This is a genomic window from Catalinimonas alkaloidigena (assembly GCF_029504655.1).
GTDB classification, from domain to species: domain Bacteria; phylum Bacteroidota; class Bacteroidia; order Cytophagales; family Cyclobacteriaceae; genus Catalinimonas; species Catalinimonas alkaloidigena.
On record NZ_JAQFIL010000001.1, the window covers coordinates 7,714,104 to 7,735,187 of the forward strand.

Annotated in this window: 21 protein-coding genes; 18 read left to right on the plus strand and 3 right to left on the minus strand. The window is 43.0% G+C overall.

Annotated elements, in window-relative coordinates:
• Positions 1-75: 75 nt before the first annotated feature.
• Entirely contained in the window at positions 76-480 is a 405-nt protein-coding gene (locus OKW21_RS31425; protein WP_277487537.1) for a hypothetical protein, read from the plus strand.
• Positions 481-527: 47 nt separating this feature from the next.
• On the opposite strand, the gene OKW21_RS31430 is transcribed toward OKW21_RS31425, so the two are convergent.
• Positions 528-1,649 (minus strand): outer membrane beta-barrel protein, encoded by a 1,122-nt coding sequence (locus tag OKW21_RS31430; protein ID WP_277487540.1) that lies wholly within the window; start codon positions 1,647-1,649, stop codon positions 528-530.
• Positions 1,650-1,837: 188 nt separating this feature from the next.
• Between OKW21_RS31430 and OKW21_RS31435 the strand changes: the two genes are divergently transcribed.
• Positions 1,838-2,374, plus strand: a complete 537-nt coding sequence (locus tag OKW21_RS31435) for a DsrE family protein (protein ID WP_277487543.1) — start codon at positions 1,838-1,840, stop codon at positions 2,372-2,374.
• A gap of 44 nt (positions 2,375-2,418) precedes the next feature.
• On the opposite strand, the gene OKW21_RS31440 is transcribed toward OKW21_RS31435, so the two are convergent.
• Positions 2,419-3,630 (minus strand): peroxiredoxin family protein, encoded by a 1,212-nt coding sequence (locus OKW21_RS31440; protein WP_277487544.1) that lies wholly within the window; start codon positions 3,628-3,630, stop codon positions 2,419-2,421.
• Between the two features lie 492 nt (positions 3,631-4,122).
• Between OKW21_RS31440 and mraZ the strand changes: the two genes are divergently transcribed.
• Genes mraZ through ftsZ form a run of 12 tightly spaced genes read left to right on the plus strand, consistent with a single transcriptional unit; the run spans position 4,123 to position 16,620 of the window.
• Positions 4,123-4,599, plus strand: a complete 477-nt coding sequence (mraZ, locus tag OKW21_RS31445) for a division/cell wall cluster transcriptional repressor MraZ (RefSeq protein WP_277487549.1) — start codon at positions 4,123-4,125, stop codon at positions 4,597-4,599.
• Positions 4,589-5,479, plus strand: coding sequence for a 16S rRNA (cytosine(1402)-N(4))-methyltransferase RsmH (gene rsmH / locus OKW21_RS31450; protein WP_277487551.1), 891 nt, complete (start codon positions 4,589-4,591; stop codon positions 5,477-5,479). Before mraZ ends, rsmH begins: the two co-directional genes overlap by 11 nt.
• 3 nt (positions 5,480-5,482) lie before the next feature.
• Positions 5,483-5,866, plus strand: coding sequence for an FtsL-like putative cell division protein (locus OKW21_RS31455; protein ID WP_277487553.1), 384 nt, complete (start codon positions 5,483-5,485; stop codon positions 5,864-5,866).
• Positions 5,863-7,953, plus strand: a complete 2,091-nt coding sequence (locus tag OKW21_RS31460) for a penicillin-binding protein (RefSeq protein WP_277487555.1) — start codon at positions 5,863-5,865, stop codon at positions 7,951-7,953. The genes OKW21_RS31455 and OKW21_RS31460 overlap by 4 nt, the downstream gene beginning before the upstream one ends.
• A 7-nt stretch (positions 7,954-7,960) precedes the next feature.
• Positions 7,961-9,445 (plus strand): UDP-N-acetylmuramoyl-L-alanyl-D-glutamate--2,6-diaminopimelate ligase, encoded by a 1,485-nt coding sequence (locus OKW21_RS31465; protein WP_277487557.1) that lies wholly within the window; start codon positions 7,961-7,963, stop codon positions 9,443-9,445.
• Positions 9,446-9,471: 26 nt separating this feature from the next.
• Complete coding sequence (gene mraY, locus OKW21_RS31470; protein ID WP_277487559.1) at positions 9,472-10,725, plus strand: phospho-N-acetylmuramoyl-pentapeptide-transferase; 1,254 nt, start codon at positions 9,472-9,474, stop codon at positions 10,723-10,725.
• Between the two features lie 2 nt (positions 10,726-10,727).
• Positions 10,728-11,855 (plus strand): FtsW/RodA/SpoVE family cell cycle protein, encoded by a 1,128-nt coding sequence (locus tag OKW21_RS31475; protein WP_277487560.1) that lies wholly within the window; start codon positions 10,728-10,730, stop codon positions 11,853-11,855.
• Positions 11,855-12,445, plus strand: coding sequence for a UDP-N-acetylglucosamine--N-acetylmuramyl-(pentapeptide) pyrophosphoryl-undecaprenol N-acetylglucosamine transferase (locus tag OKW21_RS32650; RefSeq protein ID WP_338130108.1), 591 nt, complete (start codon positions 11,855-11,857; stop codon positions 12,443-12,445). The genes OKW21_RS31475 and OKW21_RS32650 overlap by 1 nt, the downstream gene beginning before the upstream one ends.
• Complete coding sequence (locus OKW21_RS32655; protein WP_338130109.1) at positions 12,402-12,995, plus strand: UDP-N-acetylglucosamine--N-acetylmuramyl-(pentapeptide) pyrophosphoryl-undecaprenol N-acetylglucosamine transferase; 594 nt, start codon at positions 12,402-12,404, stop codon at positions 12,993-12,995. Before OKW21_RS32650 ends, OKW21_RS32655 begins: the two co-directional genes overlap by 44 nt.
• A 5-nt stretch (positions 12,996-13,000) precedes the next feature.
• Complete coding sequence (locus tag OKW21_RS31485) at positions 13,001-13,753, plus strand: cell division protein FtsQ/DivIB (RefSeq protein ID WP_277487562.1); 753 nt, start codon at positions 13,001-13,003, stop codon at positions 13,751-13,753.
• Positions 13,754-13,765: 12 nt separating this feature from the next.
• Positions 13,766-15,082: a cell division protein FtsA gene (gene ftsA / locus OKW21_RS31490; RefSeq protein WP_277487564.1), complete on the plus strand. Its 1,317-nt coding sequence runs from the start codon at positions 13,766-13,768 to the stop codon at positions 15,080-15,082.
• A gap of 56 nt (positions 15,083-15,138) precedes the next feature.
• Positions 15,139-16,620, plus strand: a complete 1,482-nt coding sequence (gene ftsZ, locus OKW21_RS31495) for a cell division protein FtsZ (RefSeq protein WP_277487566.1) — start codon at positions 15,139-15,141, stop codon at positions 16,618-16,620.
• An 8-nt stretch (positions 16,621-16,628) separates the two neighbouring features.
• On the opposite strand, the gene OKW21_RS31500 is transcribed toward ftsZ, so the two are convergent.
• Complete coding sequence (locus OKW21_RS31500) at positions 16,629-17,153, minus strand: NADPH-dependent FMN reductase (protein ID WP_277487568.1); 525 nt, start codon at positions 17,151-17,153, stop codon at positions 16,629-16,631.
• A 173-nt stretch (positions 17,154-17,326) separates the two neighbouring features.
• On the opposite strand from OKW21_RS31500, the gene OKW21_RS31505 reads away from it, so the two are divergent.
• The 4 genes from OKW21_RS31505 (at position 17,327) to OKW21_RS31520 (ending at position 20,808) form a co-directional block, all read left to right on the plus strand.
• Entirely contained in the window at positions 17,327-17,776 is a 450-nt protein-coding gene (locus OKW21_RS31505; RefSeq protein WP_277487570.1) for an SRPBCC family protein, read from the plus strand.
• A gap of 159 nt (positions 17,777-17,935) precedes the next feature.
• Entirely contained in the window at positions 17,936-19,036 is a 1,101-nt protein-coding gene (locus tag OKW21_RS31510; RefSeq protein ID WP_277487572.1) for a Re/Si-specific NAD(P)(+) transhydrogenase subunit alpha, read from the plus strand.
• A gap of 26 nt (positions 19,037-19,062) precedes the next feature.
• On the plus strand, positions 19,063-19,380 hold the full coding sequence (locus tag OKW21_RS31515; RefSeq protein ID WP_277487574.1) for an NAD(P) transhydrogenase subunit alpha part 2: 318 nt from the start codon (positions 19,063-19,065) through the stop codon (positions 19,378-19,380).
• A 39-nt stretch (positions 19,381-19,419) separates the two neighbouring features.
• Positions 19,420-20,808 (plus strand): NAD(P)(+) transhydrogenase (Re/Si-specific) subunit beta, encoded by a 1,389-nt coding sequence (locus OKW21_RS31520; RefSeq protein ID WP_277487577.1) that lies wholly within the window; start codon positions 19,420-19,422, stop codon positions 20,806-20,808.
• Positions 20,809-21,084: the final 276 nt, after the last annotated feature.

The window sequence follows — 21,084 nt, forward strand, 5'->3', positions numbered from 1 at the left end:
TATGTTTTTGGCATAGCGTTGGTCAATAGCCTTATCAAACAACATTAACTTTTTTTAACCCAAATTTTGAAAGACATGAAATCAGTTACCAAAACCCTAATCCTAGCTTTAGTAGCCATAGTAGTAAATGTAAATGCGTTCGCGGCAATAGATGTAGACAAGACTACGGAAAAAGCTCGTGAAGCAGTAGAAGCGGCCAGCCCTGATGATTGGCATACTTATGCAGAGGCTGCTGAAAAATGTATCAAAAAAGGAGTCAACCTGAAGGAAGCTGCCGCATGGATTAAAAGGTCAGTAGAGATTAAAGAGACTTCTTACAATCTAAAAGTGCTCGGATCATATTATGAATTGAATAAACTTCCCGAACAAGCAGTTGAAGCTTACAGCAAAAGTATTAGGGTAGGAAAAATAGAAGATAAAAATTATGCCGACAAAGCAACCCAGGATAAAATTGTAAAATTAGTTAGGCAGTTAGGTTAGTTTATTGGTAAGCAGATGAAAGAGGCTCCTTCGGGGGCCTTTTTTTATTAAAAACTGGCACATAGGATGATATTGTTGGTGTTTACCCCAAACTGTACATCGTATCCTCTTCCATTCGTTAAAGTGCGTTCGTAGGTATATTCAATACCTATATCAAGCTTTTCGGATAGGGGAAACAATAAGCCTGCTCCTCCTCTGAATCCATACTCGCTTTTAGAGTTATTGATTTTATAGTCAAAGCGCAGGTCTTTTATATTATCTTTTAGAGTCTTTCCAAACACATAACCTACGGAAAGAAATGGTCTAGTTTTTCCTGTCGGGAAAGTATAGTACAATGAAATCGGGAGCTGCAAATTAACTACCGAGTATTGTTTATATATATTGCTAGATTCTTTCTTAGTAATAAGTACCTCCGGTTGTATTGATATTTTATCATTGTAAGATAAGTTAAGATACATTCCTCCGGTATAATGGTTGAAGGCTTTAAATTCCGGGTAGCTTGGTGTTACCCCATCTCGATAAGATGTAACCTTGGAAAAGGAGGCTCCCGCCTTTATCCCTTTTTTTACCTTTAAAGTACGTTTGTTTTGGGTACTTTCATTTTCGGGTGCTACACATTGATGATATGCTATGAAAAAATCAGTTAAATCATCAGCGTTGAAATCTACTCGTTCTATTAACTTCTGCACGCTTTCGCAATCTAAGGTGAGCAGCCTCAATATACCCAGATATCTTTTATCTTCTCTAACATATTTTTCGTCTATTACAGTATTGTTTTGTTCTAACAAAATGAGTTCTTCGTTTTCTTTCTGTACGTAGAAGATGTCATCATACTGATAGAGAGTAACCTGGCCTGTAAAGAGCCTGCTCAAGAATAAATTAACGTTCTTCTTTTCTGAAGAAGCTATATTTTTTGAAACGTAATGGCCTCCGCTCTTAAATCCGAATTCCTTTATCTCTGTGGGAGCAAAAACTTTAAAACGCTTCTGACTTTCTTTTCTAAAATGTAATTCTTCACTTAAATCATTTAACGCACGTATTTTTCCATGAATGGTATCATTATCTAAGTTTATGTAAAACCCTTCTTGTGCATTAAAATTTCTCTGAGTATAAGCGTAGGTTACTTGCAGTAAAACAAACACAAGAGAAAAGAGAAGCCGTAAATCCATAGTTGAAAAGGAGAGAGTGATTTCTTAATAATATCAAGCTCACAAAATAGCTATCTATATAATTAAAAAAGTATAGATTTTACTTTATCATATAGTCCTTGTACTATTATATAGTTTTGTATTTAAAAAACTTTATCAGGCAGGTGATTTATGCTAAAGTTTAGTATCATTGGACCAAACATGATGATATGATTAGATCACTGATTCTTCTTCTTACTCTTATTGCAATCTGCTTCACTAGCCATGCCCAAATACCTCAACACCCAGCGGTGCCAACTTTTGGAGGGATTTATGACATTCCTGAGGCTGACAAACGGCCTGACCCTGATGTAGAATATAAGCTGGTGATTGATGTAAAAGGAGGTGCTGAAGTTGCCGAGAGCGAGAACCGTTCTCTAATCAATATCGCACGTACTTTAAACCTGCATGTGCAGGGAGGTGTCCCCCAGGAAAATATCAAAATTGTAGCAGTAATTCATAACCTAGCTACTCCTACAGTGCTGAGTAATGAGGCTTACCAAAAGCATTTTGGCGTGGACAATCCTAATGACAGTCTTATTCATGCGCTGACAGAAGCCGGGGTGGAAATCTATGTATGCGGACAGTCTCTGATCGCGCGCAATTTTGCGGATGAACCCCTGCATCCTGATGTGAAAGTTTCTATCTCTGCCATGACCATCCTGACCGAGTACCAGCTTAAAGGCTATGCTTTGCTTTCTTTTTAAAACTACCAGAATTTCATAATCCGGTAGCTCACTGATATGCTACTTTACACATTAACCTCTTCAGCGAGGAGCTTATCCACCAGCTCATTAAATTCTTCTACAAAACGTTCGTAGTAGACGCCCGTTCCGGGACCACTAAAGCCGGTGTGGATGTTGCGTAGCTGTCCATTTTTGTCAATAAAGATGGAGGTAGGAAAAGACATCACGCGATTGAGCATAGGCAATGATTCGCTGGCTGCTTCTTTGCTCGAAGTGCCAGCGATCAGAAAGTCATAACCGACGTCTAGTTTGTCAATCATTTTTTTAACCCGGCTGCTGGCATACTCAAAATCATCTTTCTGTTCATAGGCCAGCCCGATGATTTCTACATCCTCATTTTCATGTTTGCGGTACCAGTCTGCGTAAAATTTGGTTTCGTCCATACAGTTAGGACACCAGGTTCCGAAAAGTTGTACGATCACAACCTTGCCCTGGTACTGCTCATCGCTGAGCGATACAGGCTCACCTTCCAGATTAGGAAAAGTAAATGCTACTTTGTCATAGCCTTCTTTCAGATAAGTAAGCTCATTCGGGTCGGGCAACTCGGCATCCTCATTTCTTTCAGCGGTCCAGGTAGTATGGTAACTTTGTCCCGACCAGTAGTCACCCTGCAGGGAACCATCTCCCTGCAGGCGGGCTTCAAAGAGGTACGCATGCTCGCCATCAAAAGTACTCAGCATCATGGTATTCCCTTCTACATTTCCTTCCAGAAAACGGTAGTCACCGGTAGCGGTAAGGAATGAGCCTGTCACCTGACTCCCTTGCTGCTCAAAGATACCGACAGAATGAATGGAGTCACCTTCAAACTGCACCTCCCACTTCCCATCAAAATCTTTTGCTTCCGGCTTACTACTTTGGATGAAACGGTAGTCATCGCCATGCGTAGCTGTGAAAGGCAGGCGGTAACCTTCTGCGTAATTTTTAATGAAAACACCGCTGAGCTTCTCCCCTTCAATCTTCGCTCTGATCTGGGTATCAAAAAAACTCATGGGCATGATCAGAGAGTCTCCTTCTATGTTCACTTCGTCTATCAAAAGTCTTTCTTCACCATTGATTAGGTGAACCTTATACGCCATGCTGTCTACTTCGGTAAGCTCAAAAGTAAAAGGCAGTATTTGACCTTGAATATCCAGCTCTGCTCTCCAGCTACCAGGCAAAATTTTAGGTCCTTCATCCGTACTGCCAGAAGAAGAACATGCGCTAAAAACTAGTGACAAAAAGAATAGATAAAGTAGAGTTTTGCTATACATAAAATAGAATAAATAAGTCATATGCTTATGTAACAGAATATTGTCCCGGCAGGATGTCAAAGGTGTGAAATTATTTCTAAAAAAATGAGTAAAGTAAGAAATCTGTAAAATGTGTGTTGTATTTTACGAACTTTTTTGTGGCAGCTCTCTGTGTTCATTATGGCTGATAGCAAGCTCATCTATCCCCTCAATCAAAAAACGGTTTCTGTATTTTATTTGAGTCGCCCACTAACCTTTGTTAGTAAAATACAGGTCAATCAATAACATAAAATAATAAAAAATAACATATGTTATATTAAAGTGCCATTTTGTACTTTTAATAAGAATATCCCTCTAAATTGGACAGAAACGTAAGTTTTTGATGTAAAAAATTGTAAAAAAGCGTGGTAAAAAGTGGGAAGAAGTGGAGGAAGTTCGCATTACTTTTAGTAAGTTTGTTTTAGATAGTTAATTTATTACATGGCAATTTTCACCGGTGAGTACGAATGCAAGATGGATGCCAAGGGCAGACTGTTGCTTCCTGCTAAGGTTAAAGCAAAGCTACCGGAATGTTCCAAGCATGAAATTGTACTCAGCCAGGGATTTGAACCTTGCCTGATTATATATACGATTGAAGAGTACGCTAAAATTTACGAAAAATTCTCTTCACTCAGTAGTTTTAATGAAGAACAAAGAAGATTACAGCGCAATTTTTTTAGAGGTAGTGCAGAAGTGGAGTTGGACAACATGGGGAGGTTTTTAATACCTAAGAGAATGGCCCAGTACGCGAGGTTGGGAAGAGAGGCAATCATCGCGGGGAATGGTAAGGTGCTGGAGATCTGGAACCCGATTACTTTTGAGAATTACTTGGTGGGTGACCATGAAGAATATTCGAGCTTGGCAGAGAAACATTTAGATAGTAAAGATGAGCTTATCACTGAAAGTCATGTATCATAAACCCGTATTTCTTCAGCAGAGTGTGGAGGGGCTCGTATGGAAGCCAGAGGGGGTCTACGTGGATCTGACTTTCGGGGGAGGTGGACATAGCACTGCTATTTTGGAGCGCTTGCAGGGAGGAAGGCTTTTTGCCCTCGATCAGGATCAGGATGCGGCAGAGAATGCTGAGGGGATGAATCTAACTTTTATTCAGGCGAATTTCCGTCATCTCAAGCGCTATCTGAAGTTGTATGGAGTAAGTGAAGTGGATGGAATTCTGGCTGATCTTGGAGTTTCGTCGCATCAATTTGACGTCCCCGATCGTGGTTTCTCTACCCGCTTTGAAGCGGAACTGGATATGCGGATGAATCAGCAGGCGCAGCGTACAGCAAGAGAAGTAGTCAACACCTATAGTGAAAAAGCGCTGCATCAGCTGCTGGGAATGTACGGAGAAGTGAAGAATGCAAAGACACTGGCGCAGGCTATAGTAGCGGCCAGGACTAATAAAACGATTGAAACAGTAGAAGATTTAAAGCAGGTGCTGAACAAATTTGCGCCAAAAGGTCGAGAGGCTAAATACTACGCACAGGTGTTTCAAGCGTTAAGGTTAGAAGTGAACGATGAAATCAAAGCGTTGGAAGAGATGCTGGAGCAGAGCGTAGAGCTGCTGGCTCCCGGCGGTAGGCTGGTGGTGATCTCTTATCATTCGCTGGAAGACAGACTGGTTAAAAATATCATTAATAAAGGGAAGCTGTACGGAGAGGTGGAAAAGGATTTTTATGGGAATCCCCAACTGCCTCTAAGAGCTGTAAATAAGAAGCCGCTGATGCCTTCGCAGGAAGAAATCAGGGAAAACAACAGGGCGAGAAGTGCAAAATTGAGAATTGCTGAAAAACGCTAAACTATGAAGACCGCAGTAAAGAACAGGTATAAAGTAAAAACAAAAGAAAGCAGGCCCAAGGGAGAAAGTCTTTTCTCCAAGATAGATCGTCTGCTCAAAGTGGACACTTCCTTTGATAGTGGTTTGCCGGTACGCTTTGTTCCCTATGTGCTCTACTTTACCTGCCTGGGCTTGTTTTATATTGGTAATAACCATTACGCAGAGAAAACCATCAGAAAAATCAATCGCCTTGATGAAGAGGTGGAAGACCTGCGGGCAAACTATACCACGCTCAAGGCGGATTATATGTTTGAGAGCAAGCAGTCGGAGGTGGCCAAGCGAGTGAAGAAGCTTGGGCTGGAAGAAAGTGAAACACCACCACACAAAATTATAGTGGAAGAAAAGTGAGTATCAAAAGATCCATATTGCTCCGTGTAAGGATTGCCTTTTTGGTAGTATCCCTTTTTGCTTTGGCGCTCTTTTTCCGCATGGCTGAGATTCAGTTTATAGAAGGAGAAAAGTGGAAGGCTATGGCGGAAGAGATTAACCTGCAGTACAAAACTATTCCGGCAGTAAGAGGAAACATCTATGCGGAAGACGGTAGCCTGCTTGCTACTTCTCTGCCTTTTTATAGAGTGGCTTTTGACCCTTCTATTGCCAGTGACGAGTTGATGGAATCTTCTGTAGATTCTCTTTCTATGCTGCTTTCCCGCTTCTTCGGAGATCACAGTCCGGTAGAATATAAGCGTCGTATTCTAAATGCTCGTGCCAAAGGCCGTCAGTATCTGATACTGAACAGAGAGAAGATCAACTACCTTGCTAAGAAAGAGATGGAACGCTGGCCGGTCTTCCGTAAAGGAAAATACGGTGGCGGAGTGATTTTTGAAAAAGTGAATGAGCGTTATAAGCCTTTCTCATTTCTGGGAGCGCGTACTATCGGGCATATCAACGAAAATAGCAAAGGTGCTGGCCTGGAGTATAGCTTCAATGAGCACCTGGCAGGCAGAGATGGGAAAGGCTTATTTCAGAAAATGGCAGGAAGCTACTGGAAGCCTATCTACGATGGTACCCAGGTGAAGCCGGTTGCCGGATATGATATTGTCAGCACTATTGATGTCAATATACAGGATGTGGCGCAGTCATCTTTGATGAAGGCCTTAATAGAACACGAAGCAGATTATGGTGCAGCAGTAGTGATGGAAGTGAAAACAGGAGAGGTCAAAGCAATCTCCAACCTGACCCGCTACCAGAATGGAAACTATGGCGAAAGCTATAATCATGCGGTAGGTGGGCTTACCGAGCCGGGCTCTACTTTTAAGCTGGCTTCCGTAATCGCCTTGATGGAAGAAGCGCATCTCAACCTGAACGATAGCATTGACGCTGGAGATGGTAAGTATGAGTTTTATGACAGGGTGATGACCGACCATGAATATGGAGGATACGGTATGATCAGTTTTAAAGATGCCTTTTCTCATTCTTCCAACATCGCCATTTCCCGCTGGGTAAATCATCACTTTGGGCTGAAGCCTGAACGCTTTGTAAATTATATCCAGAGCATGGGGTTGGCAGACCGGGTGGGTTTCCAGATCAAGGGAGAAGGGATGCCTTATATTAAACTGCCAGGGGATAAAAGTTGGAGTGGCGTCTCCTTACCCTGGATGTCCATCGGTTATGAGTTGAAATTGACGCCTATACAGGTGCTTGCTTTTTACAATGCTGTTGCTAATGATGGCAAAATGATACAGCCTATCATTGTAAAGTCAGTCAAGCAGGCAGACAAAGAGATGGAAACTTATGAAAGTGGAGTTTTGAACGAGCAGATCTGTTCTCGCGAAACGCTGGAAAAGGTGAAGGTTATGCTAGAGAGTGTGGTAGAAGAAGGTACTGCCAGCAATATCAAGAATAGTTACTATAAAATTGCTGGTAAAACCGGGACAGCACAAAAACTAAAAAACGGACGCTATATACGTCAGTACTATACATCTTTTGTAGGTTACTTCCCTGCAGATGCTCCCAAGTATAGTTGCATTGTAGTCATTGATGACCCCAAAGGTTTTCAAAGGTACGCCAGTAGTGTAGCTGCTCCGGTGTTCAAAAACATTGCGGACAAAATATACGCTACCGACCTGGAGATTCATGAGTCACTGCCTAAGCAGTTTGTTCGCGAGGAAGGGGTGTTTCCCGTCATACAGGCCGGGCGATACGACGATTTACAGACCGTAATGAAAACCTTGCAAATAGAGCATGAGCCTACTGATGCTGCCGAATGGGTAAGAGCGCAAAGGGCGGGTAATAAAGTAAACTGGAAAGAAAGCAGTACCTCCTTTGAATACATACCTGATGTACGTGGAATGACAATGCGTGATGCGATTTTTCTGTTAGAAAACCGTGGTTTGCGGGTAAATTATCAGGGAAATGGCAGAGTTTTAAAACAATCGCAGCAGCCTGGCAATAAAGTAATCAAAGGAAGTAAAATTAATTTACAATTAGGATAGGAGAGATATGGCGAGTCTGAAAGATATACTATACAAAGTTTCCCTTCGCTCAACAGTAGGCGATACTTTTATTGAAGTGTCTGCTATCGTGTTTGACTCTCGCAAAGTGGAGCAGGGAAGTGTCTTTGTAGCAGTAAGCGGCACTCAGGTGGATGGACATCAGTTCATTGATTCGTCTATCCAAAAGGGAGCGGTAGCCATTGTATGTGAGCGGATGCCAGCGAAAACTCAGGAGGGTATCACCTATGTGGAAGTAGAACATAGTGCAGAAGCACTGGGAATCATTGCATCTAACTTTTATGGTAATCCTTCTTCTAAAATGAAAGTTGTAGGCATTACCGGTACGAATGGTAAAACCACTGTGGTGACTTTGTTACAACAATTGTTTATTAAGCTGGGCTATAATACGGGCTTGCTTTCCACAGTCAATAATAAAATCAATGACAAAATTATTCCTGCTACCCATACTACGCCTGATGCGGTACAACTCAATGCGCTAATGGCACAGATGGTGAAGGAAGGTTGTACCCATTGTTTTATGGAGTCTAGCTCACATGCGATTGACCAGCGCCGCATCGCCGGAATCGAATATGCTGGAGCGGTATTCAGCAATATCACGCATGACCATCTGGACTATCATAAAACTTTTGAAAACTACATTAATGCCAAGAAGAGACTTTTTGATGAATTAGGATCCGATGCATTTGCTTTGGTAAATATTGACGATAAGCGGGGACAGATCATGTTGCAAAATACCAAAGCCAGCAAAAATACTTTTTCACTAAAGAGCGCCAGCGATTTTAAAGGCAAAGTTTTATCCAACTCACTACATGGATTGGAGATGGAAATCGGGGGAAAAGATATACCTTCGCAGCACGTTTGGTTCAAGCTCATTGGCGACTTCAATGCTTATAATTTGCTGGCTGCTTACGGAGTAGGGATACTGCTGGGTGAGCCCCATGAAGATGTACTGACACAACTTTCGGATGTACAGCCGGCCAGAGGTCGCTTTGAGCAGATGGTCTCGCCTACCGGAGTAACTGCTATCGTGGATTATGCGCATACACCGGATGCTTTGGACAATGTGTTGAAAACCATTCAGAAAGTGCGTACCAAAAATGAGCAGGTGATTTGTGTGGTGGGCTGTGGGGGAGACAGAGATAAGACCAAGCGTCCTGAGATGGCGGCCATCGCTACTCGCTACAGTGATAAGGTGATCCTCACTTCTGATAATCCCAGAAGCGAAGACCCTGAGCAGATTATTGAAGATATGCGTGCCGGAGTAAGTGCTGCGAATTACAAAAAGGTACTATCGATTACAAACCGTAAGGAAGCAATAAGAACTGCCTGTATGATGGCACAGGCAATGGATATTGTATTGGTTGCGGGGAAAGGGCATGAAACTTATCAGGAAATCAATGGGGTAAAACATGACTTTGATGATTTTCAGGTGATTGAGGAAGTATTTAATCAAATGCAAAAGGGCAAATAGCACTGAGCTAAAAGCCAAAAGAGACTATGCTGTATTATCTGTTTGACTATCTGAATCGTGAGTTCGACTTACCAGGAGCCGGAGTTTTCCAATTTCTCTCCTTCAGGGCAGGAATGTCTATACTTTTTTCATTGATTATCACGATCACTTTCGGTAAGCAACTTATCAATCTGCTCCAAAAGAAACAGGTGGGGGAAGAAATCCGGGATTTGGGGCTGGAAGGACAGTTACAGAAAAAAGGAACCCCTACAATGGGTGGACTGATTATCCTGGCAGCGATCATCATCCCTACCTTGCTCTTTGCCCGCCTGGAAAATATCTACGTCATTCTAGCTTTGGTTGTAACCGTATGGATGGGGTTAGTAGGGTTTCTTGATGATTACATCAAAGTATTCAGAAAAAATAAAGAGGGCCTTGCCGGAAAGTTCAAGATTGTAGGACAGGTAGGTGTTGGCCTGATCGTAGGATCAACGCTTTTTTTCCATGAGGATGTCGTAGTTCGTGAGTTTGACGAAAGTGTTCTGGAAATGTTTTCCTCGTCTGATAATCCTGCCTTGGATATTCCAGAATCTGCTTATGAGGATATTAAAACTACCCAGACTACTATCCCTTTTGTCAAGGGCAATGAGGCCGACTATGACAATCTTATATCTTTCGTCACATTTGGCCTTATAAATATAGATGACCGCTTTACCTGGATCATCTACTTAGCGGTAGTCACTTTTATCGTCACGGCCGTCTCCAATGGAGCCAATATTACGGATGGGATAGATGGCTTGGCAGCAGGCTCCTCAGCGATTATTGGACTTGCACTGGCTATCTTTATATATGTGTCGGGTAACTTGCGCTTTTCGCAGTATCTCAACATCATGTATATACCTGATCTGGGAGAGTTAGTAATATTTACCACGGCTTTTGTAGGGGCATGTATCGGTTTTTTGTGGTACAATTCTTTTCCTGCTCAGGTATTTATGGGAGACACAGGCAGCCTTGCCATTGGCGGAATTATAGCGGTACTGGCGCTTGCTGTAAGAAAGGAAATTCTGATTCCTTTGATGTGCGGCATCTTTGTGATAGAAAATCTTTCTGTCATTATGCAAGTGTCTTATTTTAAATACACTAAGAAGAAATATGGCGAAGGGAGACGAATTTTCAGAATGTCCCCCCTGCACCATCATTATCAGAAAGGGGGGTTGCACGAAGCTAAAATCGTAACTCGCTTCTGGTTGGTAGGACTCATGCTGGCAATTTTAACACTGGTAACGCTCAAAATACGATAGTTATGATCAGGGTTTTGGCAAAGCGATATTTACAGGGAGATCCGGTAATCTGGATGGTAGTATTACTGCTTTCGGCAGCAGGTGTGCTGGTGGTATACAGTACTACCAGTACCCTGGCATATCGATTACAGGGCGGTAATACCGAATACTATTTGTTCAAGCATCTTACCTTGCTGATGATCAGCCTGCTGGTAATGTATGTAGTGCATAAGGCCAACTATAGGATATTTGCCCGGGTATCAACATTTGCGCTTTGGCTGTCTGTACCTCTTTTACTCTTTACCTGGATGTACGGTAATACCATCAACCAGGCTTCGCGCTGGATCACTATCCCGTTGGTCAATCAGGCTTTTCAGCCCTCTGATTTGGCTAAGCTGGCCCTGATCACGCACCTGGCAGGTATGTTATCCCGTCGTCAGCAGGCGATTAATAACTTTAGAGCTACGCTAATACCAGTACTTTGCTGGTGTGGTGGCATTTGTGCGTTGATTGCGCTATCCGACATTTCTACCGCAGCTATGTTGTTCGCCACCTGTATGTTACTGATGTTCATCGGCCGGGTACCACTCAAGTATCTGTTTATGCTGGTACTGGTAGGTGGTTTGTTTGGAAGTGCCGCCCTCTTCTTGGGGCAGCGTGCCGAAACTGCCAGAAGTCGTCTGGAGTATTTTATTGACCGGGAAGAAGAGCCTTTTCAGGCAGTACAATCATATATCGCCATTGCTACCGGCGGGCTAAAGGGCAAGGGCTGGGGCAATAGCGATCAGCGCAATATTTTGCCGCATTCTTATTCCGACTTTGTATTCGCCATTATAGTAGAAGAGTATGGTTTAGTAGGGGGCGTTGTAGTGATCCTCTTGTATTTAACCTTGCTTTACCGTGGTATGCAGGCCGTTTCTAAAAGCGATAGAGCTTTTGGCGGCTTGCTGTCCGCCGGACTTAGCTTTGCCATCGTCATACAGGCGATGATCAATATGGGCGTGGCAGTTGGACTTGGTCCTATTACCGGTTTGCCTTTACCATTGGTGAGCATGGGAGGAACTTCGCTCTTGTTTACCGGAATTGCCTTAGGTATAATCCTGAGTACCAGCAAGCAAAAAGAAGAAGAATCAAAATATCAATTGGGCTAATGCAAGCAGAAAAAAGACCATATCGCATAATCATCAGTGGTGGAGGTACCGGAGGGCATATCTATCCGGCCATTGCCATTGCGCATGCGTTGCAGTCTTTGCATCCTAGTACGGAGGTCCTCTTTGTAGGCGCTAAGGGACGGATGGAAATGCAGAAAGTGCCGGAAGCAGGCTACAAAATTATCGGCCTGTGGATCAGCGGTATTCAGCGCAAGCTGACGTTGGATAACCTGGCTTTCCCGCTGAAGGTTACCTCTAGTCTGTTTCAGTCTTCTAAAATATTGTCTGACTTCCGCCCCGATGCGGTGGTGGGGGTAGGTGGTTTTGCCAGTGGGCCTTTATTGTACGCGGCAAGCTGGAAGAATATTCCATCACTTTTGCAGGAGCAAAACTCTTATGCAGGGTTAACCAACAAACTGCTGGCAGGTAAAGTGAAGAAAGTGTGTGTGGCCCATGAAGAGATGGACAGGTTCTTCCCTAAAGAAAAAATTGTCTTCACCGGAAATCCGGTGCGAAAAGATATTGTAGCCCTGGCGGCTGAAGGTATTGGAGAGCAAAAAGGAAGAAGCTTTCAAATTTTTTGGGCTTGACCCAAACAAAAAGACCATACTGGTAGTAGGAGGTAGTTTGGGTGCAAGAACCTTGAATGATAGTATGGTTGCCGGAATTGATAAGCTGGTGGCTGCGGGTGCACAGGTAATATGGCAGTGTGGCAAATTTTATTATGAAGAAATGACTGCCAGGCTTAATGCGAAGGAGCAAAAACAGGGCATTAAGTTAAATGAATTTTTGAGCAGGATGGATTTGGCCTATGCTGCCGCGGATGTAGTCATCTCCCGGGCAGGAGCATTGGCAATTTCAGAATTGGCACTGGTGCGCAAACCGACAGTTTTTGTGCCTTCTCCCAATGTTTCGGAAGATCATCAGCGGAAAAATGCGGAGGCACTGGTGAAACAGGATGCGGCTTTGATGGTGATGGACAGTGATGCAAGAGAACAGATGATAGATGTTGCGCTCAAGCTTTTGAAGGATGAGCAGCAGCAGAAAGCTTTGTCTGAGCAAATCGCAAATCTGGCCCGGCCAAAAGCAGCCGAGCATATTGCCAGGGAAGTAATCAGTTTGATTGACTCAAAAAGATAATGGCTATGAAATTTAAAAGATGGGTCAAAATCGGGTTTTTCTCTTTGTGTATGGTGAGCATCATCGCTATGACGGAAAAGCGGCGTAGTGGAAAGGTTTGCCAACACATACTGATTCATGTAGATGATCGCTATGAGAACTACTTCATTGATGAGCAGGATGTTCAACTGCTGATGACCGATGCTGGTGCAGAAAATGTGGTAGGTAAAAAATATTTTGAGCTGGACCTCAAAGCACTGGAAGGGCGCATAGAAACTAATAAATATGTACATAAGGCAGAGGTGTACAGAGATGTGAAAGGAAACCTGCTGGTATATGCAGAGCAGAACCGTCCGGTAGCCCGGGTCATACGCAGCGATGCTCCTGATGCCTATATCAGTGACGAAGGAGAAATTCTTCCGGTCTCTGACAAATACACTGCGAGGGTGATGCTGATCAGCGGATCATATACCGGAAAGCTGCTCAGGCAAAAAATTAAAGAAAGTGAGGAAGGAGCGCAAATATTTAGCCTGATAGACTTTATCCATAAGGATGAATTCTGGAAAGCACAAATTGCACAGATGGAGATAGCATCAAACGGAAATATCTTGCTTTATCCTCAGGTAGGCAAGCAGTTAATTGAATTCGGAAAAGCTGAAAAAATATCAGAGAAATTTAATAAGTTAGCCGTTTTTTACGAGCAGGTATTACCACGTAAAGGATGGAATTACTATAACAAAGTAAACCTGAAATACCAGGACCAAATTGTGTGTGACTAATCAATAAAAGCTATGCAAGAAGAAAATATTGTTGTCGGACTGGATATAGGCACAACGAAGATTTGTGCCATTGTAGGTCGCAAAAATGAATACGGAAAACTGGAAGTGCTGGGAATGGGCAAAGCGAAGTCAGAAGGTGTCAGAAGAGGTATCGTGACGAATATTGATAAGACCATCAGCGCGATTGAAAAAGCAATCAAATCTGCTGAAGAACAATCAGGTATTGAGATACATACTGTAAATGTAGGTATCGCCGGTCAGCATATCAGAAGCTCAATCCATCATGGGAGCATCACACGCAATTCACTGGATGAGGAAATTCGTATGGAAGATATTGAGCGTCTTACCAACGATATGTATCGTATTGTCACGCCCCCCGGCTGTGAGATCATCCATGTAATGCCACAGCACTATACTGTTGATTACGAAGATGGTATTGTGGATCCGGTAGGCATGTCCGGTGTAAAACTGGAAGCGGACTTCCATATCATCACGGCGCAGACTCATGCCATCAACAATATTAACAAATGTGTGAAAAGAGCCGGCCTGGAAATAGAAAACCTGATCCTGGAACCTCTGGCTTCCAGCCTGGCAGTACTGAGCGAAGAAGAAAAGAGAGCTGGCGTTTGCCTGGTAGATATTGGAGGTGGTACTACAGATATGGCCATTTTCTACGATGGTATCATTCGCCATACTGCGGTAATACCCTTTGGTGGTGACATTCTTACCCAGGATATCAAGCAAGGTTGTTCGGTAATGGAAGAGCAGGCTGAACTGCTGAAAGTAAAATTTGGTAAAGCTATAGCCGAAGAAGCGAGCTTCAATGAGATTGTATCCATCCGCGGTTTAAGAGACCGTCCGCCTAAAGAGATATCCATCAAAAATCTGGCTTATATCATTGAAGCCCGCATGCAGGAGATTTTTGAGCTGGTACATGCAGAAATCATCTCTTCCGGCTATGAGGATAAGCTTGCCGGTGGCGTAGTCGTAACGGGAGGAGGTTCACAGCTACAGTTTGCTAAAGAGCTTTGCGAACTCATGTGTGCCACTGATGCTCGTATTGGCTACCCCAATGAGTACATGGGTAAAAGCAAAATTGAAACCGTAAAGAGCCCGATGTTCGCTACAGCGGTGGGCCTGGTATTGTCGGGTTTCAAAGCCATTGATGAACGAAACCTGGACTACATCAGAAAGAAAAACAAAGAGATGCAGGGCAACAAGCCCCGAAAAGAAAAAGAGCAGGCGCAAGGCTCTATGTTTTTTCGTAAAATGCTGGAAAAAACTAAAAAAATACTTATTGACGATTTTGACGATAAAGAAAACTATTAAGGTTTTCCTTTAAATAAAAAAATTAACCACGGTAATTATTTAAACTCCTTTTGACTATGGCTGACAGAAGTTATGAATTCGATCTACCCACTCAGCATAAATCCATCATCAAGGTTATTGGTGTTGGTGGCGGCGGTAGTAATGCTGTAAATCACATGTACAATCAGGGTATCAAAGATGTTGAGTTTATCATCTGCAATACCGACGCTCAGGCGCTTGAAATTAGCCCTGTGCCCAATAAACTACAGATAGGTGGAGAGCTTACCCGGGGTTTGGGTGCCGGTGCCAATCCTGAAAAAGGAAAAGCGGCAGCAATAGAAAGCAAAGAAGAAATTCGTGAGTTGTTGAGCAATGATACCCGTATGTTGTTCATCACTGCCGGAATGGGAGGAGGTACTGGTACAGGCGCAGCCCCAGAAATTGCCAAAGTAGCCCGTGAGCTTGGGGTCCTGACCGTGGGTATTGTAACTCAGCCATTCGCTTTTGAAGGTAAAAAGAAACAGCGTGCTGCCGAAGAAGGTATCCGCGAACTGAGAAATAATTGCGATACCGTGATCGTAATTCTGAACGATAAGCTCAGAGAAGTTTATGGTAATTTGACCCTGACCAATGCATTTGCTCAGGCAGACAATATACTAACCACCGCAGCCAAAAGTATTGCCGAAATCATTACGGTTCCTGGTTATATCAATGTGGACTTTGAAGATGTGAAAACGGTAATGGCGGGATCAGGCGCAGCTGTTATGGGGTCTGCTAAAGCAGAAGGCGAGCACCGTGCTATGCGTGCTGCCGAGGAAGCCCTTTCTTCACCGCTGCTGGATGACAAAAATATTAAGGGAGCAAGAAAAATTCTTCTTTCTATCCGCTCTGGTGAGCAGGCTGAAATGCAGATGGATGAACTTACCGAAATCACGGATCATATCCAGACTGAAGCAGGTGAAGAGGCAGAAGTGATTTTCGGTCATGGACTGGATGATACACTGGGCGATGCGATTATGGTTACTGTTATTGCTACGGGCTTTAATAACGATGAAAGAGGTGAGGATGAGGAAGAAACCAAGCGCGTCTATGACCTGGACTCCAGCCAGAGAATTAAGAAGGAAGATAAATCGGAAGCCAGTCCGCCGGACAGTCCGCCTCAGGAAAGGAGTAATACACCATCGCCACCTTCTTCTCCACCTTTTGAAATTGAAAATTTTGAGGATGAGGAAGAAGAGGACGATAACCAGCAGCGTCAGGAAAAAGAAGAAGAAGAGAAGCTACTGCGTGAGATGTCTTCCAGCCGCAGGTATTTGATGATGAAAGAAGCTTACGAACGTAAGCTTAAACTCAAGGGTCGTAAGAGCATCAGCTCCCCTGATAACAGTGAAGACATTTTCAAGAAAGAAGATTTCTACAATGAGCCGGCTTATGTAAGAAGAAATATCCATCTCTACAGCGCACCTTCTTACAATGACCGCAATGTGTCGCGTTACTCATTAGATGATGATGATAATATCATCGGTAACAATAAGTTTCTGCACGACAACGTAGATTAGTAGATCATTTAAAACGCTATAAGCTGATCAGCTTGCAGGCGAAGAGTCTCATCGTAGACTTTGCTTGTGAGCTGATTTTCTTTTATATACCTATGAATCTCTCCCATCTTTACTTTTAGGGCCAGCACATGCATCCCCAGATAGTGTAGTACATCAGTAAAGTGACTCAGCGGTATACTTGCTCCCTGTACACCGGAAGATAGCCCCACCAAAGCACATTTTTTTCCCTGCAGGCCGCTGGGGTAATCCATGCCGTCAATAAAAGCTTTGAGCACGCCTGGGTATGAACCATTATACTCCGGAATGATAAAAACAAATTTTTCGTGCTCCTTAAAAACCTGCCTGAAGCGATTAAACTGATTGTTCTTTCCATTATTTTCATACAAGGCAGTAGCCGTAAAGTCAGCAGGCAAATCTACCAGATTTATGACCTGACTTTCTGTACCTTTTTCTTGCAGCACCTTTTGGTAATAGGCTGCGATGGCGGCTGAAAGTGCTTTTTTTCTGTTGGTACCCACAACTATCGTAATCATCTACAATAAAATCAGTGTTAAACTATTAATCTACCTTTTACACGAACCTTCTCACTTTTTTGATGCTAAGGAGGAAATAATAAGAGAATAAATGACTATGCAAAAGGATATGGCTAAAACCGTAAGCGCTCCTTAACTGTTTTGCATGTAAACTCAGCGAACAGTCCAAATATATGAACATAAAAATAAGTACCGCGGTAGAGCAGCCCTATCAAACAGTAATGCAGGGGTTTAATGAAGAACTTTTTATGCGCCTCAATCCTCCGTTTCCTCCGGTAAGGCTACTGCGTTTTGATGGTTGCAAGAAAGGGGATGCAGTAGCCCTGGAACTTAATTTTATCTTTTTTAAACAGCAGTGGCTAAGTAAGATTGTAGAGGATGACTTTGATCAGGAAGAGTTTTACTTTATAGATAAGGGCACCAGACTTCCCTTTTTTTTAAAATACTGGCACCACCGCCACAGGATAATTAAGAATAGTCAGGGAAGTACAATTGTGGATGATATTACCTTCAAGTCTCCCTCTCCTTTGCTGGATTTTTTACTGTGGCCTGTCCTTTGGTTACAATTTCTTTATCGTAAACCTATTTATAAAAAAATATTTAGCTCAAAAGGTATAAAATAATGCAACTGATTGCATAGAAATTTGTCATCTTGTATTTCTTTTGCCTAAATTGGTGCGCCCAAGTAAAAAGGACTAGGCATTAAGATGTAAGATTTTTGAGTATACCTCCACTTATTAGGAACAAATTTTTTATGTTTACGCTAAATATAAGTTAGATCAATGATAATAGGCGTTCTTAAAGAAGAAGCTGATACCCGGGTGGCACTCACTCCGGATGTAGTGAAAAAACTAACCGACAACAACCAAGTTCTCATCGAGTCAGGCGCAGGCGAGAATACTTTTATCTCAGATACGGAGTATCAGGAAGCGGGAGCAACCATCAGCCAGCGTGATGATATCATTTCCAAAACTACTTTGTTGTTAAGTATCAGGCCCCCGGCTGAAGATGTTTTAAGCAAGCTGCCTCAGGGGGCTTCCGTAATTTCCTCCTTTCGTCCTTACGAAGATGCTACTGTTCCTGAAAAGCTAAGTCAGTACCCCATCAATGTGTTTAGCATGGACATGATGCCCCGTACCACACTGGCACAGGATAAAGATGTGCTATCTTCTATGGCTTCCATGGCAGGTTATCGTGCAGTATTGGAGGCAGCAACGCATCTACCTCGTTATTTTCCCATGCTAACCACTGCGGCAGGTAGTATTCCCCCTGCAAAAGTACTGGTATTGGGTGCGGGTGTAGCGGGTTTACAGGCCATTGCTACTGCAAAACGACTGGGATCGGTAGTTGAGGCCTTTGATACTCGTCCGGCTGTGAAGGAAGAAGTACAAAGCTTAGGCGCTAAATTTGTTGAGGTGGAAGGTGCCCGGGATGACAAGGCGGCTGGTGGTTATGCGGTAGAACAGACCGAAGATTATAAACAGAAACAGCGAGAACTGATTTTTGATCGCGCTACAAAATCGGATGTCATCATCACTACTGCCTTATTAAGAGGAAAGAAAGCGCCTATTCTGATTACTACAGAAATGATAGAGAAGATGAAGCCGGGTAGCGTGGTAGTTGATTTGGCAGCCGCTGGTGGCGGTAATTGTGAACTGACACAAAATGATAAGACCATTGATCATAAAGGCATTACCATTATAGGAGATTCTGCTCTTGAGGCAAAAATGCCCATGCATGCCAGTCTGCTTTTTGCCAAAAATGTATTCAATTTCCTTAAGGTCCTTCTGAAAGAAGGAGAATTACAACTGGATATGGAAAATCAGTTGATCAGTGGAACCTGTATTGTACAGGAAGGAAAGAATGTATACGCAGTAAAATAAAACCTGAAACTATAAACCAAAAGTTTATGGACGCACTCATTACTTTTATAAGTGAAAACCTTTTAATGATTTACATATTGGTTTTTGCTATTTTTTTAGGAACAGAAGTGATTTCTAAAGTACCCACCGTACTGCATACCCCCTTGATGTCAGGCGCTAATGCCATCAGTGGTGTTGTCATCATTGGAGCGATCATTCTAATTCGTCAGGCAGATCCGACTAATTATTTTATACTGATTCTAGGCTTCTTGGGAATTGCTCTGGCCAGCATTAATGTAGTCGGTGGCTATGCGGTGACTGACCGTATGCTGGATATGTTTAAAAACAAAAAGAAGAAGAAGTAGCTTTTGCATTTGCTTATCTAACGCTAGATCTAACCTTACATGACAACCTCTGTTTACGACTTTCTATATCTCATTAGTATAATTCTTTTCATTATCGGCTTGAAAAGGCTGAGTAGCCCGGATACAGCTCGGAATGGGAATTTGGTAGCTGCTGGGGGTATGGGCCTGGCCATTATAATCTCTCTGGTGTACCCTCTGGGAGTGGAGCAGAACAACTATGGCTGGGTAGCTGGAGGCATTGTACTGGGATCGGTGGTTGGTATTACTGCCGCCAAAAAAGTACAGATGACCGCTATGCCAGAGATGGTTTCACTCTTCAATGGTCTGGGGGGGGCTTGTGCGCTTTTAGTATCTCTGGTAGAGTTTTATAATTATCCCGAGGGTGTCTCTTTACTTAACGGGCAGATTTTTACCACCCTTTTCGCCCTTTTTATAGGTAGCATCTCCTTTACCGGAAGTTTGGTGGCTTATGGTAAATTACAAGGTTTCCTGCGCGATTCGCTTACGGTGCCTTACCCTCGTATAGTCAATGCTTTATTGTTGGTAGCTGTCATTGGCCTTATCATCTACATTATGATCATGCCTACTGCTGACTTTAACTGGGCCTTAATTCTAATGGCAGTGTCTTTGATCTACGGTATTACCTTTGTAACTCCCATTGGGGGAGGCGATATGCCGGTAGTGATTTCATTACTCAACTCTTTCACCGGGATTGGTGCTGCTCTCGCAGGACTAATCTACAATAACCAGGTAATGCTGGTAGGAGGTATTCTGGTAGGGGCTTCAGGCACTATCCTCACCATTCTCATGTGTCAGGCGATGAATCGTTCTCTCTTCAATGTAATCATCGGTGGCTTTAGTAGTAGTGGAGGTCCCGCCGGCGAAGGAAGAGAGCAAATTGTTAAAGAAGTATCTCCCAGCGACCTGGCCATTGAGCTAAAGTATTCCAGCAAAGTAATGGTAGTACCAGGCTATGGTATGGCAGTAGCCCAGGCACAGCATACGGTACACGAACTGGAAAGTATGCTGGAAGAAGAAGGAGTGGATTTTAAATATGCGATTCACCCGGTGGCTGGCCGTATGCCGGGACATATGAATGTACTTTTGGCAGAAGCCGATGTCCCCTATCCCAAATTATTAGAATTAGAAGAAGCTAACAAAGAACTGACTACTACAGATGTAGTATTAGTAATTGGGGCCAATGATGTGGTGAATCCTGCCGCAAAGGACGACCCCTCCAGCCCTATTCATGGCATGCCAATTTTAGAGGTAGAAAAAGCAAAAAGTGTTATCGTGCTCAAAAGAAGTATGAGTACCGGTTATGCGGGAATTCAAAACCAACTATTCTTCGGTGAAAAGACACGTATGTTGTTCGGTGATGCTAAAGCTTCTATTAATAAACTTAAAGAAGAGGTAGATCAGGCATAATTGGCTGCTAAATAATTCCAAATACGTAAGTCTTGCTCAATTTATGAGCAAGACTTCTTTTTTTCTTACATCACTAAAAAGCCTTAATAGAGTACTTTAAAAGAGATCATGTGTGTGATCATAAAAATATTTGCAATTATTTTTCACAAAGTGTTTGCAGAATCAAAAAGCTGCCTTACCTTTGTCATCCCTTTCGGACGGAAAGGATTCTGAAACTTGAAAAAATGAGCGTTTTGCCACTATTTTAGCTGATCAAAGCTACTCTCTTTCAGAGAG